This is a genomic window from Cupriavidus sp. R6-3 (assembly GCF_059772245.1).
Genome location: NZ_JCBAJO010000039.1, coordinates 1 through 13,836 on the forward strand (window position 1 = coordinate 1; position 13,836 = coordinate 13,836).

Annotated in this window: 9 protein-coding genes; 6 read left to right on the forward strand and 3 right to left on the reverse strand. The window is 69.2% G+C overall.

Annotated features, from left to right (window positions below):
• A partial coding sequence (locus tag AC6EI8_RS09590; RefSeq protein ID WP_498381812.1) for a hypothetical protein occupies positions 1-182 on the forward strand: 182 nt, incomplete at its 5' end.
• Positions 183-246: 64 nt separating this feature from the next.
• On the opposite strand, the gene AC6EI8_RS09595 is transcribed toward AC6EI8_RS09590, so the two are convergent.
• Together AC6EI8_RS09595 and AC6EI8_RS09600 are read right to left on the reverse strand one after the other, a co-directional pair.
• Positions 247-1,557 carry a dicarboxylate/amino acid:cation symporter gene (locus tag AC6EI8_RS09595; RefSeq protein WP_498381813.1) on the reverse strand — a complete coding sequence of 437 codons (1,311 nt, stop codon included), beginning with the start codon at positions 1,555-1,557 and terminating at the stop codon, positions 247-249.
• Between the two features lie 534 nt (positions 1,558-2,091).
• Positions 2,092-2,604 (reverse strand): cupin domain-containing protein, encoded by a 513-nt coding sequence (locus tag AC6EI8_RS09600; RefSeq protein ID WP_498381814.1) that lies wholly within the window; start codon positions 2,602-2,604, stop codon positions 2,092-2,094.
• 330 nt (positions 2,605-2,934) lie between these two features.
• Here AC6EI8_RS09600 and AC6EI8_RS09605 point away from each other — a divergent pair, with 330 nt between their 5' ends.
• Entirely contained in the window at positions 2,935-4,728 is a 1,794-nt protein-coding gene (locus AC6EI8_RS09605; protein ID WP_498381815.1) for a hypothetical protein, read from the forward strand.
• Between the two features lie 137 nt (positions 4,729-4,865).
• Here AC6EI8_RS09605 and AC6EI8_RS09610 read toward each other — a convergent pair whose 3' ends face one another.
• Positions 4,866-8,393 carry a diguanylate cyclase gene (locus AC6EI8_RS09610; RefSeq protein ID WP_498381816.1) on the reverse strand — a complete coding sequence of 1,176 codons (3,528 nt, stop codon included), beginning with the start codon at positions 8,391-8,393 and terminating at the stop codon, positions 4,866-4,868.
• 603 nt (positions 8,394-8,996) lie between these two features.
• Here AC6EI8_RS09610 and AC6EI8_RS09615 point away from each other — a divergent pair.
• From AC6EI8_RS09615 to AC6EI8_RS09630, 4 genes are all read left to right on the forward strand, one after another.
• Complete coding sequence (locus AC6EI8_RS09615; RefSeq protein WP_150081736.1) at positions 8,997-9,407, forward strand: hypothetical protein; 411 nt, start codon at positions 8,997-8,999, stop codon at positions 9,405-9,407.
• Between the two features lie 155 nt (positions 9,408-9,562).
• Entirely contained in the window at positions 9,563-10,696 is a 1,134-nt protein-coding gene (locus AC6EI8_RS09620; protein WP_149316890.1) for an ATP-binding protein, read from the forward strand.
• Between the two features lie 351 nt (positions 10,697-11,047).
• Positions 11,048-11,506: a (2Fe-2S)-binding protein gene (locus tag AC6EI8_RS09625; RefSeq protein WP_149316891.1), complete on the forward strand. Its 459-nt coding sequence runs from the start codon at positions 11,048-11,050 to the stop codon at positions 11,504-11,506.
• Positions 11,507-11,524: 18 nt separating this feature from the next.
• The gene (locus AC6EI8_RS09630; RefSeq protein ID WP_226107398.1) at positions 11,525-13,828 is read left to right on the forward strand and encodes a xanthine dehydrogenase family protein molybdopterin-binding subunit; all 2,304 of its coding nucleotides are present in this window, start codon (positions 11,525-11,527) and stop codon (positions 13,826-13,828) included.
• The last annotated feature ends 8 nt before the right edge of the window (positions 13,829-13,836 follow it).

The following is a 13,836-nucleotide window of genomic DNA, read 5'->3' on the forward strand; positions in this document are numbered from 1 at the left end:
GGGAGGGGACGGCAGCAGCGGTGGCAGCAGCAGCGGCGGCAGGGCCGGAACGGGGCGAAGACACGGCGGAAGACTGGCGGTTCGGCATGGCGGTTATCTGCATGCGCTCTCTTTTATCACACCCGGTGAGCCGGCCCGGACGCTCGGGTCCGCTGCCCTTCATCACCCGGCGCCCCGAATGAAAAAGGCCCGGCCGCCGGATTGGCGGTCGGGCCCCTGGCACGCCCCGTGGAGCAGGCAGGGAGGCTACTTGCTCGCCAGGACCTGGACGGGTGCCAGGTCGGTAGCGCCGTCTTCAGCGGTGTCGTCCGCTTCTTCCGGCACCGGCGCGCCGATCGCGCCTTCGCTTTTGGCGACGACGGTCGTGGCAATGGCGTTACCGAGCACGTTGGTGACGGTGCGGCCCATATCGAGAACATGGTCGATGCCCAGCACCAGCAGGATGCCGGCCTCCGGCAGGCCGAACATCGGCAGCACGGCGGCGACCACCACCAGCGAGGCGCGCGGCACGCCGGCGATGCCCTTGCTGGTGACCAGCAGCACCAGCAGCATGGTGATCTGCTGGGTCAGCGTCAGCTCGATGCCATAGACCTGCGCGACGAACAGCGCCGCGAACGAGGTGTACATGATCGAGCCGTCGAGGTTGAACGAGTAGCCGAGCGGCAGCACGAAGTTGGTGATTCGCTCCTTGACGCCGAAGCGGGTCAGCTGGTCGATCACCTTCGGATAGGCCGACTCGCTGCTGGCGGTGGCGAAGCCGATCATCAGCGGCGCGCGCAGCGTCTTGAGCAGGCGGAACACGTCGCGGCCGAGGAACAGATAGCCGCCGAAGATCAGCGCCGCCCACAGCAGCGCCAGCGCCAGATACAGGCTGCCGAGCAGCTTGGCGTAGACCGTCAGCACGCCCAGGCCCTCGGCGGTGATCACCGCGGCGATGGCGCCGAACACGCCGACCGGGGCGAACGCCATCACATAGTTGGTGACCTTCAGCATCACCTTGGCCAGGCCATCGATCGCCGCCAGCAGCGGCTTGCCCGGACCGTCCTTGACGGCGCCCAGCGCGAAGCCAAAGAACAGCGAGAACACCACGATCTGCAGGATCTCGTTGTTGGCCATCGCCTCGGCGATGCTCTTCGGGAACATGTGGGTGACGAAGTCGCGCAGGTTCAGCGCGCCCGTCTTCAGGTTGGAGGTGGCGTCGGCCGGCGGCAGCGGCAGGTTCATGCCATGGCCGGGCGTCAGCAGATTGGCCATCACCAGGCCCAGCAGCAGCGAGGTCACCGAGGCGATCACGAACCAGCCCATCGCCTTCAGGCCGATCCGGCCCACCGCCTTGCCGTCGCCCATGCTGGCGATGCCGCTGACCAGCGTGGCGAACACCAGCGGGCCGATGATCATCTTGATCATCCGCAGGAACACGTCGGTCAGGATCGACAGATGGCTGGCGATCGATTTGGCCGCGGCGGCATCGGGCGCGAGGTGGTGCGCGGTGGTGCCGGCCAGCAGGCCGAGCAGCATGGCGAACAGGATCAGGGTGGGCAGTCGGTTCAGTTTCATCGTGATTCAAACCTGGGGCGTCCGGCGCGGGCCGGACAGCTTGGGAAACGAAAGACGCGCAAGGCGGCGTACCGCCCCGCACAGCTCGACGGACGCCGGAGCGCCCGTGCGGCGACGCGGGCCGGCTTCAGGTCAGCCGGCGGGGACGCAATCGGGGGCGCTGTGTGGGCCGGGCGGGCGGGGTGGGGGCTGCCATGTCGTTTCCTCCATCGTTGTGGCGCAGCCGGGGGGCGGCGCTATAGATGGGGGGCCTAGTTCGCACGAGGCGTGCCAGCTTTGCCAGGCTGACAGCAGCCTGCAAGTGATTGAAACCAAAGGGAAAAGTTTCGCGCGCTGGCGACCGCGTTCGGATTTCCGAGCGGGCGTGGTGTGGGCGTGTTCGGATTTCCGAACGGCGGACGGGAGATGGCCTGGTCCTCAGGTCCGCAGGTCCTCAGTGCTCCGCGTGCTCCGTACTCGAGGTGCTTCAAGGTGCTCAAGGTGCCCGGGTGCTCCGGGCCCCAAATCCCCCGGTCGCGCAGGGCCTCCAGGCCCTCAAGGCGCCGACGACATCCCGGCGTCCCGGCCGCCGCGCGGTTCCGCGCCGCTGTCCGACCTCAGTGCCCGGGCACGTTCGAGCAGCCGATCCAGCGCCCGCGTCGCCAGCCTCAGCGGCCACGGCACCTCGCGGCGGCAGAAGGCGATCTTGCGCACATGGCGGTCGACCTCCCACAGCCAGGTCGTATGCGCCGGGAAATGTCCGACGTCGCCGGCCCGCAGCGTGCGCACCTGTCCGCCGGGGCTGGTCACCCGCACCTCGCCGTCGAGGATCAGCACGGTCTCCTCGACGCTGAAGCGCCAGGCGAACGCGCCGGCGCTGCATTCCCACAGATGGGTCGACGCCAGTCCGTCGCGCGCCATCGCGTGGGTCGCGGCGCGCGCATGCGGCCGGCCGGCGCGCACCCAGCCCGGTTCGATCGGGCAGTCCTCGAGCGTCATTGCCTCGATGCGGCTGAACACGCCTTCGATGCGGGCGTCGGGTGCGTGGGCGGGCCTGCGTGGCGGCATGGCGCGGTCTCCTGTCTTTTCCGGTAGCGCGGATGGGCCCAGCGGGCGTGGTCCCAGCGTAGCGACGCCGCACTTCCGGTCTCTGTGCGTTCACGCACGATGCCATCCCACCTTTGCGGATCAAGATCGAGGTGAGGTCCTTCCGATTCGCTTGCCCGGAAACTAAAGAAGCACGCATTCCGCGTGACTTTTGCAGTTGCACACGTCGTACATTCCCGCCATCCCGAATTCGATAGTGCGCCGCACCATACGGTGCGTCGGTCTTGTGTCTGCAGTGTATTTGCGATGTGTCGCCAGCAGCGCCTGGCGGCCGTTGCGGGGACGACCATCATGCCTACGACTGCCTTTGCACCTTCCTTCACGGGTTTGCCGCTGACGGCCCCATTGCCGCAGGGGCCGCTGCAAGGACCGTTGCGGCAAGGACCGTTGCCGCCGCCTGCGGCCGCCGGCAAGGTCGGCGCCGACGCCGCGGTGCTCGCCGGCGTGGCGTGCCGCATCACCGCCGACAAGGCCACCAAGCCGATCGGCCGGCTCGGCAAGACCGAATGCGTGCTCTATCCGTTCTGGGGGCTGCTGGCCGCCGCGCTGACTGGCGTGCGCGGCGCGCAACTGCCCGCCATGCTGCGCGATGTTCCGAGCGCCGGCATCCTCGCCACGTGCAGCTTTCGGATCGGAATCGCGATGCCGGTGCTGGCGGCGCTGGAGGCTGGCGTGGCGATCGCACGATTCGTCAAGGTGGTGCGCAAGCGCGGCCGTCTGGACGCGCGGCTCCGGGATACCGCCGCCGATCACACCCGGTGCGAAGCGGCGCTGCGCCAGCGGCTGGCTTCGCGCACCGAGGCGGCGCTGCCCGCCGAGCGCGCGGTGCGGCGGCAGCAGCGGCAGGCGCTGCGCGACGACGGCAGCCTCGACGCCTTCCTGCTGTATCGCCATTCGCGCGCGGAGCGCGGCGACAACGACGGCAAGCTGTTCAGCAGCGGCCTGACGCTGGCGCGCGATGCCGTCGTGCAGGGCGTGGCCGCCTCGTCCGGTGTGCTGCAGGTGCTCAGCCGGATGCTTCCCACCGTGGCGGCCGCGCTGCCTTGGACCGGCATCGCGGGATGCGCGGCGTCGGTGGCCATGTCGACGGCCCAAATCGTCACCGGTGTCATGCAGTGGCGAGACTCGGCCAGGCAGCGCGCGGCGTTGCATCAGCGGCGCGAGGTCCTGCGGCGTTCGCCGCTGGCCGCCGCCCTGGACGGCCTCGAGCGCCACGGCGCTGCGGCCACCGTCTGCAAGGCGCAGCCGCTGTCCCCGCGGCGGCAGCGCATCGTCGGCGAGGCCGACCCCGCCCAACTGCGGCAGACCGCGGACTTCTATCGCACCGTGATGCAGTACTGCGACAGCCAGATCGGCGAGGCGATCGAGTCCGCGAACAAGGATGTGCGCAAGGCCGGCCTGCGCATCGCGTACGGTGCCGGCACGCTGGGCGTCAACGGCGCTGTGCTCGGACTGACGGTGGCCGCGTTGACCACCGTGACCGCGGCTACCGCGGGCACGGGGCTGATGGTGGTGGGCGGGGTGCTGGGGCTGTGCTGGCTCGGTTTCGCGGTCTACCGGATGGTGAAATGGGTCAAGAGCCGGCGCGCGCTGCGGGACGCCGCACTGACGGCCCGGCAGGTGCTGACGCCCGCCGCCGGCAACGACGCCGCCGCCTCCAAGGCGATCGCCGCGGCCTGCGCGCAGCTCGATGCCGGCAACGCGGCCGATCACCGCCATGTGATCGCGGCACGCGTGATGCAGCATCTGCAGGCGCGCGGTTCCGCGCAGGCGCTGGCCGAGCGCAGCCTGGCACGCGCGCTGATGCGCACCCTCGGTGCGGATGCCGAAGTAGTGGCCGCGATCGAGTCCGCGCAGACGCCTGAGCAATGCCGGCTGGCAATCAAGCTGGTGCTGCGTCATCTCGACGGCCGCTGCATCGATCCGGGGCGCGAGCAGGAGGCTGTGTCGACGCGCGATGCCGATGGCGCGTCGGAGCCGCCGGGGGAGGCGCCGGACGATGCGCAGCGTGACGTGCAAAGCGATGTGCGCGACGACCGCGTGCCGCTGTTGCACCGGATGGCCGCCACCGCCAGTGCGAGCTGATCAGGCCGGGCCGGCAGCGGCGATCTGCGGCGATCGTCCGCGACCGCGCCGCGAGCCTGTCGCAAGCCGGTCGGGACCCCACGGCGAAACTGCGGCGACACCGCGGCGACACCGCGGCGAACCGCGGCGAGCCGTCGCTACCGCGACTGCCGCTGCGCCGTCTCGCCTGGCACGCTGCCCGCGCAGCGCGCCAGGTAGTCCTCCAGCGGCATCGGCCGGCCGATCGCATAGCCCTGCGCATAGTCGACGCCGATCTCGCGCAGCACGTCCAGCGTGGCTTCGTCCTCGACCGATTCGGCCACGGTTCGGATGCCCAACCGGTGGCCGATGTCGTTGATCGAGCTGACGATTTCCCGATCCACGGCGCTCGCGGCCAGATGCCGGATGAAGCTGCCGTCGATCTTCAGGTAGTCGACAGGGAACTGCTTCAGATAGGCGAACGACGACAGGCCGGCGCCGAAGTCGTCCAGCGCCATGGTGCAGCCGGCCTTGCGCATGTCGGCGACCAGCCGGTTGGCCGCGGCCATGTTGTTGATCAGCGCGGTCTCGGTGATCTCCAGCCGGATGCGGCTGGCCGGCAGCACCGAGTTCGACAGCTCGGCATGCAGGAACGGCAGCAGGAAGGGCTCGCCCAGCGAATTGGCCGACAGGTTGATCGACACCGACAGCCCGGGCACCGCCAGCAGCCGCGCGCCGAAATCGCGCAGCACGTGCTGGATGACCCAGCGGTCGACATGGCCCATCAGGTCGTAGCGCTCGGCCGCCGGGATGAAGGCGCCGGGCATCACCAGGCTGCCGTGCTCATCGACCATGCGCACCAGGATCTCGATATGGGTCGGAGGGGAGGACGCAGCCGGCGATGCGGACGCAGATGCGGATGCCGATACGGACGCAGATGCGGACGCCGATGCCGGCATCGATGCGGACGCCGATGCAGAGGACGATGCTGTCGTCGATGCCGGCGGCGTACCCCCGGCCTCCGGCGCCAGTGCGCGGATCTCCTGCGCAAACAGCCGGAAGCGGTTGGCCTCCAGCGCCGAGTGGATGCCCGCGGCCACCTGCAGCTCCCGATGGTGACGGCGCGCATCGCTTTCGTCGCGGCGATAGACCGAGACGCGATTGCGGCCCGCCGCCTTGGCGGCGTAGCAGGCCACGTCGGCGCGGCTCATCAGCTCGCCCAGCGGTGGCGCCTCGCGATCGATCGCCGTGATGCCGACGCTCGCGCCGACGTCGTAGACGCGGCCTTCCCACGGAAAACGCCGCGCTCGGATCGCATCGATGACCTTCAGGCAGACGCGCTCGCCCTGGTCCACCGAGCAGTTGCGCAGCAGCAGTGCGAACTCGTCGCCGCCCAGGCGCGCCAGCAGATCGCCCGGACGCACCTGGCTGCGGATCACGTGTCCGAGCTCGCGCAGCAGCACGTCGCCGGCCGCGTGGCCCGCCGTATCGTTGACGATCTTGAAGCGGTCCAGATCGATGAAACACAGCGCATGCTGCTGATCGAACTCGCGCGCCGACTCGCACGCCTCGCGCAGGCGCTGCTCGAACCAGATGCGGTTGGGCAGCCCGGTCAGCGCGTCGTGCATCGCCGAATGGGCGAGCTTGCGCTGCAGCGCGCGCGCGGTGGTGATGTCCTGGAACACCAGCACCGCGCCGATCACGTCGCCGCGCGGCGTCAGCACCGGCGCGGCGGAGTCCTGCACGTCGTGGCGCTCGCCATGGCGGCTGATCAGCACCGCGCCGTCTTCGAGATAGACCGGGCGCAGCGTCTGCAGGCACTTGGCGACCGGGCAGGCAATCGGCTGGCCGGTGGTCTCGTCGACCACGTGGAAGACCGTGGCGAGCGGCCGGCCGTCGGCCTCCGCCATGGTCCAGCCGGTCAGCTGCTCGGCGATCGGATTGATGAAGGTGATGCGCAGCGCGGCGTCGGTGCAGATCACCGCATCGCCGATCGATCGCAGCGTGATATGCAGGCGCTCCTTCTCCTCGAACAGCGCCTCCGTCAGACGATGGTGCTCGGTGATGTCCCAGTTGGTGCCGACCATCGACAGCGCCGTGCCATCGTCGGCGCGCGAGACCACCGCCATCGCGCGGATATGCCGCACCTCGCCGTCGGGCCGCACGATGCGGTACTGGGTGTCGAAGGGCTGCGTGCCCTTGACCGCCTGGCGCATCTCGTGGCGCGCGCGCATGACGTCGTCGGCATGCACCATCGCGATCCAGCCGTCCAGGTCCGGTGCGCCGGCGGCGGCCTCGGTGCCGTGCAGCGCGTGCATGCGGCGGTCCCATGACAGCGTGCCGGCGGCGATGTCCCATTCCCAGATGCCGACCCGGCCCGCTTCGACGGCCAGCTCGGTGCGCCGCGACAGCGCTTCGAGCCGCTGCTGCGCGAGCTTGTGTTCATGGATGTCCTCGACCTGCGCGATGAAATGCAGCGGCGCGCCGGTGGCCTCGTCGCGCACCAGCGATACCGCCAGCAGCGTCCAGATGAAGTTCCCGTCCTTGCGGCGGTAGCGCTTCTCCATCCGGTAGCTGTCGGTCTGGCCGGCCACCAGCCGTTCGAGCTGCGCCAGGTCGGCGGCGAGGTCGTCCGGGTGCGTGATGTCCTGGAAGGCGATGCGGCTCAGCTCGGCCGCGCTGTAGCCGAACAGCTCGCACATCGCGCGATTGACCTGCTGCCAGCGGCCGTCGAGGCTGACCAGCGCCATGCCGATCGCCGAATGCTGCATCGCCTGGCGGAAGCGCCGTTCGCTGCCGCGCAGCTCGCTGCGGTCGCGGCGATTCTGCTCGCTCAGGTAGGCGATGCAGACCGGGAACACCAGGATCAGGCTGGTCGACAGCTTCATCGCATGGGTCAGGAATGCCGGCGCGTCGACCAGGCCCGCCTGTGCCGCGGCCAGTCCGAGCATCACCGTGACCAGCATCGACAGCAGCGTCAGCAATGCGGTGGTGAAGGGGTTGGTGAACAGCGCGGCGACCACCAGCGGCAGCGACAGCACGCCGAAGGGGTCGTGGGTCTGCAACACCGACAGGCCGCCGACCGAGGCGGTCAACAGCAGCAGCCCGGCCACGCGCGGCAGGCGAGCGCGGGAAAACGTCTCGCGCAGGCGCTCGCGCGAGTAGGTGACCGACAGCGGCACCAGCATCAGCATGCCGATTGCGTCGGCGCTCCACCAGGTCGACCAGATGTCGCCGATGGGCCGGCCATAGGCGGCGGAGATGGCCGCGGCGCCGATGGTGGCGCCGATCACGGGCGCCAGCGTGCAGGTCGCCCCCAGCATCAGCGCGAAGCGGGCCAGCGGCACCGCGCTGGCCCGGCCGATCCCGCCGCTGATGCTCGGCGCCAGCCACGCGACGAACAGGATCTCGGCGATATTGGAAGCGCCCAGTATCAGCGCCAGCCACCACGGGTCGCCGAACATCGCGTTGGCGGCAACGCCCGCCGCCAGCATGCCGGCCAGCATCCAGGCGCGCTCGCGCGGCCGCTGGTGCAGCATCACGCCGGCACCGAACGCGGTGGCCAGCCAGACGATGGCGGCGTTGCCGGGATAGCGCGTCAGCGCGATGCCGGCGATCGCCAGCAGGAAGAACAGCGCGGACGCAAGCGATACGCGCTGCCAGCGAGGCAGGGCGGGCAGGGGCGGGGCTTCCTGAGCGGACGTCATGGGAAGGTGTGTTGGCGCATGGCGTGGTGCCGGCGACGGGCGGACAAGGTGCGGGAGCAGGGCGGCTTCCCGTGCCATCCGGCGCGGTGCCGGGCAACGGGGGCCACGCCGGACGCGGGTCCGGCAGCATCGGGCGACTATAGCGACAGGCCGATGCCGGCCAAGCGCCGATAAGGCGCAAAGTCGGGGCGCATTTGGGGATGGCGCTCGGCGGCGTTTTGAGGTAGGGGCCGTGCGGATTGGCGGCGGAAGGGGGACGGAAGGGCGGCGGAAAGGCGGCGGAAAGGCGGCGGAAAGGCGGCGGAAAGGCGGCGGAAAGGCGGCGGAGGGCGGCGGAGGGCGGCGGAGGGCGGCGGAGGGCGGCGGAGCGCGGCGGAGGGCGGCGGAAGGGCGGTGGAAGGGTGGTGGAAGGGCGGTGGAAGGGCGGTGGAAGGGCGGTGGAAGGGCGGTGGAAGGGCGGCGGTATTGCCGCGGTATTGCGGCGATTACCTTGCAGGTCATCGCATTGCGCGCGGCCAGCGACGATGATGAAGCCATCGCAACCGCCATTCGTTTTTCCCTTCGTTTTCCCTTAGCCTTCCCTTCACCCTACGGAGATCGACCATGCAAACCGTCCAACCGACCCGCCTGCTGCGCCATGTCCTGATTGCCGACGCCATCGTCAGCGGCCTGATGGGCCTGCTGATGGTGTTCGATGCCAACGTGCTGTCGAACTGGTTCGCCATTCCGGCGTCCTGGCTGCGCTATGCCGGCCTGGTCCTGCTGCCCTATGCCGCCATCGTCGGCCTGCTGGCGACGCGCAATCCGATGCCGCGCGCGCTGGTGCTGGCGGTGATCGCCTGCAATGCGCTGTGGGCGATCGACTGCATGCTGCTGCTGGCCGCCGGCTGGCTGTCGCCGACCTGGCTGGGCAGCGCCTTCGTGCTGCTGCAGGCCTGGGGCGTGGCGGTGTTCGCGTGCCTGCAGTGGGTGGGCCTGCGCCGCGCGCAAGGGCAGCGCAGCGCGATGGCCTGAGCACTCGGGCTCGACGCCTTGCCCGACACCTTGTCCTACACCGCCCGCCGACGCGGGCGGTTTTTTATGCCTCCGCTTATCACGGCCCCGGCGTTATCCATAATTATCCGTCGTGGGTATAATTATACCGACCACGTATAATTCGGTGTAATGCCATGAAGCTCACGGACCTCTGGCACTTCCCTCGGCCTCAACTCGCCCGGTCGTACCTTGCGGCGCTGAACGCGGGAATCCTTGCCTCGTTGACCATCTTCGCGCCACGGCGCACGGGCAAGACCGTGTTCCTGCGGCATGACTTGACCCCTGCCGCGGAGAAGGACGGCTACCTCGTCGTATATGTCGATCTCTGGCAGACCAGGCAAACTCCTGGTGCCGCACTATTGCACGCCCTGGAGACTGCCAAGACGCCGAGGACGTTCGCCGGCAGGTTGAAGGCGAAACTGTCGCCTTCGATCAAGTCCATCAAGGGGAAGGCATCCGTCGGCGCCGGATCCGTCGAGGGGACGATCGAGTTGGGTGACGAGAAGGGGCGGCTGGCCGTCGACATGGCGCTGCGACTGGATGACCTGCTTGGCCGCCTGACAAACGACAGTCAGGTTCTGCTGCTGATCGACGAGGCCCAGTCTCTGGGGCGCAGTGAGGAGGGCGAGGATGTGGCGCGTGCCCTTCGCACGGCTCTGACCAAGTACAACAAACGGCTCCGCGTAGTGTTCACCGGCTCGTCGCGCACCCAACTGGGTCACGTCTTTACCGATACGCGGGCTCCGCTCTACTCGGCAGGCCACCCGCTGCAGGACTTTCCGCTGTTGGACGACGATTTTGTCGAGTTCGTCGCCAAGCAGTTTGCCGCCTCCACCGGCCGCACACTCGATCTGAAGAAGGCAAAGGCAGCGTTCAAGCAGTTCCATCAGCGACCGGAGCCGCTGCTCGAAGTCGCCGTGACGCTGATGATGCAGCCGAAGATGAGCTTTGCCAAGGCGGTTGCCCTACAACTGGAGAAGCTGGCGCTGGCCGAGAATCACGAGGCCACGTGGGCGAACTTGAGCGCCCTGGAACGTCTCTTGGTAAAAGAGTTTGCGAACAACCCAGCCGTCAAGCCTTTCGCACGCTCCCTGCTCGCAGCCTTCAGGGAGCAACTTGGAATCGAGGTCCTTGGCGCTGCCCACGTGCAGAAGGCGCTCGCACGCCTCGACGAGAAGGGCGTCGTGTCAAAGTCGCCTCGGGGCTTGTACGAATTCGAGAACGAGAACTTTGGCGCCTGGGTTCGGAACCTGGCGGATGCTCCCTAGTACGCGCAATAGCCATTCCGTTGCCCGCTATCGGTGGCTTTACACCACTTGTCCACGGTTCATTGGCTCAATGAATGCTCCGCCCGGCTGACCGCAACATCGGGAATTTGGCCTGGTCCCGGGCGTCCCGCGCAGGCGGGGACCCAGCGTCTTTCCCGGCAGCGCGACCAATCTGACACCAGGCTGTCATCAACCTTGCGCTCCGCTGACAGCATCGATTTCGCGCCAAACAAACGCGCGACTTTGCACTATGCTTGCGTCGTTTTAGCGCGCCACCGGCATTCCGCCCCCTGTCGCGGCGCGCGTGGCTGGCGGTTCGACAAGGGGGCGGCATGACAAGGAACGATCCCCATGACGACGCTGGAAATCAACGGCAAGCCGATGCAGGTCGACGCCGATCCGAGCACGCCGCTGCTGTGGGCGCTGCGCGATCAGCTGCATATGACCGGGACCAAGTTCGGCTGCGGCATCGCGGCCTGCGGCGCCTGCACGGTGCACATGAACGGCCAGCCGATCCGCGCCTGCGTGACGCCGATCTCCGCGCTGCAGGGCGCGCGTATCACGACGATCGAAGGCGCCGGCACCGACAAGGTCGGCCGCGCGGTGCTCGATGCCTGGGTCAGGAACGATGTGTCCCAGTGCGGCTATTGCCAGAACGGGCAGGTGATGAGCGCGATCGGGCTGCTGCGCAACAAGCGCAAGCCGACCGATGCGGATATCGACCAGGCGATGGCGGGCAACCTGTGCCGCTGCGGCACGTACCAGCGCATCCGCGCCGCCATCAAGGACGCGGCCAAGACGCTGGGCTGATCGGCTACCGGAGACACCATGCAAATGCAACGACTTGGCGCGCGGATTGCCGCGCTATCCGGCGGTGCCGGCGACGGCCCGCATGACGCCCATGGCGCCCATGGCGCCCATGGCGCGCACGACAGCCATGACGCGCCGGCCGCCGGCATCGACCGGCGCACCTTCCTGAAGCTGACCGGCATGGCCGGCGGCGGACTGGCGCTGGGCATCGCGCCGCTGGGTGAAGTCCGCGCCGACGAGGCTGCCGCGCCCACCGCGAAGGGCCCGGCCGCCGCGCCGCAGGCCTTCATCGTGATCGCGCCCGACAACACCGTGACGGTCGCGGTCAACCGGCTCGAATTCGGCCAGGGCGTGCACACCGCGCTGCCGATGGCGCTGGCCGAGGAGCTCGACGTCGACTGGCGCAACGTGCGCGCGGTGCTGGCGCCGGCCGGCGATCCGTACAAGGACCCCGCGATGGGGATCCAGATGACCGGCGGCTCGACCGCGGTCAAGCACTCGTACCAGCAGTATCGCGAGCTCGGCGCCCGTGCCCGCGCGATGCTGGTGGCCGCCGCCGCGCAGCAGTGGCAGGTGGAGCCGTCCGCGTGCACCGCCGCGCAAGGCGTGGTCACCGCCGGCAATCGCCGCGCGACCTACGGCGAGCTCGCGCAGGCCGCGATGGCGCTTCCGGTGCCGCAGCAGGTCACGCTGAAGGATCCGTCGCGCTTCACGCTGATCGGCAAGCCGACGCCGCGGCTGGACACGCGCGGCAAGCTCGACGGCTCGGTCGGCTTCGGCATCGACACGCAGCTCGACAACCTGATGGTCGCCGTGGTCGCGCGCCCGCCGCGCTTCGGCGGCAAGGTGCGCCGCTTCAATGCCGACGCGGCGCGCGCGATCAAGGGCGTGGCCGAGGTACTGGAGGTACCGACCGATGGCGGCGGCACCGGCGTCGCGGTGATTGCCAACGGCTATTGGCCGGCCAAGCAGGGGCGCGATGCGCTGCAGGCCGAATGGGACGACAGCGGCTCGACGGTCTCGACCGCGGCGCTGTACGAGGAATACGCGAAGCTCGCGCGCCAGCCCGGCAGGACGCCGCGCGCCGATGCCTTCGACCTGGCGGGCGCCGCGCGCACCATCGAGGCCGAGTACCGCTTCCCGTATCTGGCGCACGCGCCGATGGAGCCCCTGAACTGCACGATGCAGGCCGAGGTGGCGGGCGGCAAGCCAAGCCGCGTCAAGGTCTGGGCCGGCACGCAGTTCCAGACGGTCGACCAAGGCGCGCTGGCCAAGGCCTTCGGCCTGCCGCCCGAGCAGGTTTCGGTGGTGACGATGATGGCCGGCGGCGGCTTCGGCCGCCGTGCGGTGCCGACCTCGGACTATCTGGTGGAGGCCGCGCAGGTGATGCGCGCCTGGGTCGCGAAGGGCCATCGCGAGCCGGTCAAGGTCATCTGGAGCCGCGAGGACGATATCCGCGGCGGCTACTACCGGCCGCTGCATCTGCACCGCGCGCGCATCGGCGTCGATGCGCAGGGCAGGGTGCTGGGCTGGGAGCACGCGATCGTCGGCCAGTCGCTGACGATGGGCTCGCCGTTCGAGGCCTTCCTCGTCAAGGACGGCGTCGACCACACCATGACCGAGGGCATCGTCGACCATGACTATGGCTTCCCGCTGCGGCTGTCGGTCCATCACCCGAAGGTGCAGGTGCCGGTGCTGTGGTGGCGCTCGGTTGGCCACACGCACACGGCCTTCGTCAAGGAGACGCTGATCGACGAGCTGGCGACGGTGGCGAAGCAGGATCCGGTGGCCTACCGGCTCGCGCAGCTCGATCCGGTCAAGGGCGCACGGCAGCGGGCGGCATTGCAGCTCGCGGTGGAGAAGTCGGGCTACGGCAAGCGCAGGCTGCCGACGGGCCGCGCCTGGGGCGTCGCGGTGCACCAGTCCTTCGATTCGGCGGTGGCCTATGTGGTCGAGGTCTCGCTGCAGAACGGGCAGCCGCACGTGCATCGCGTGACCGCCGGCGTGCATGCCAATCGCGTGGTCAACCCGCTGTCGGCGCGCGCGCAGATCGAGGGCGGCTGTGTGTTCGGCCTGGCGATGATCCGGCCCGGGTTTGCCATCGAGATCGACAACGGCGCGGTCAGGAACAGCAACTTCGGCGACTTCCCGCCGGTGCGCATCAATGATGCGCCGCCGGTGGAGGTGCACTTCGTGCCGTCCGACGACCCGCCCACCGGGCTTGGCGAGCCGGGCGTACCAGTGATCGCGCCGGCGGTCGCCAATGCGGTGTTCAAGCTGACCGGCAAGCGCCAGCGGCAGTTGCCGTTCGTGATGGCGTAGGCGGCGGC

Excerpts from the sequence above, each read along its gene's own strand:
- AC6EI8_RS09620 (WP_149316890.1), top strand. The coding sequence starts at position 9,563 with ATGAAGCTCACGGACCTCTGGCACTTCCCTCGGCCTCAACTCGCCCGG.
- AC6EI8_RS09595 (WP_498381813.1), bottom strand. The coding sequence starts at position 1,557 with ATGAAACTGAACCGACTGCCCACCCTGATCCTGTTCGCCATGCTGCTC.
- AC6EI8_RS09625 (WP_149316891.1), top strand. The coding sequence starts at position 11,048 with ATGACGACGCTGGAAATCAACGGCAAGCCGATGCAGGTCGACGCCGAT.
- AC6EI8_RS09615 (WP_150081736.1), top strand. The coding sequence starts at position 8,997 with ATGCAAACCGTCCAACCGACCCGCCTGCTGCGCCATGTCCTGATTGCC.
- AC6EI8_RS09630 (WP_226107398.1), top strand. The coding sequence starts at position 11,525 with ATGCAAATGCAACGACTTGGCGCGCGGATTGCCGCGCTATCCGGCGGT.
- AC6EI8_RS09600 (WP_498381814.1), bottom strand. The coding sequence starts at position 2,604 with ATGCCGCCACGCAGGCCCGCCCACGCACCCGACGCCCGCATCGAAGGC.
- AC6EI8_RS09610 (WP_498381816.1), bottom strand. The coding sequence starts at position 8,393 with ATGACGTCCGCTCAGGAAGCCCCGCCCCTGCCCGCCCTGCCTCGCTGG.
- AC6EI8_RS09605 (WP_498381815.1), top strand. The coding sequence starts at position 2,935 with ATGCCTACGACTGCCTTTGCACCTTCCTTCACGGGTTTGCCGCTGACG.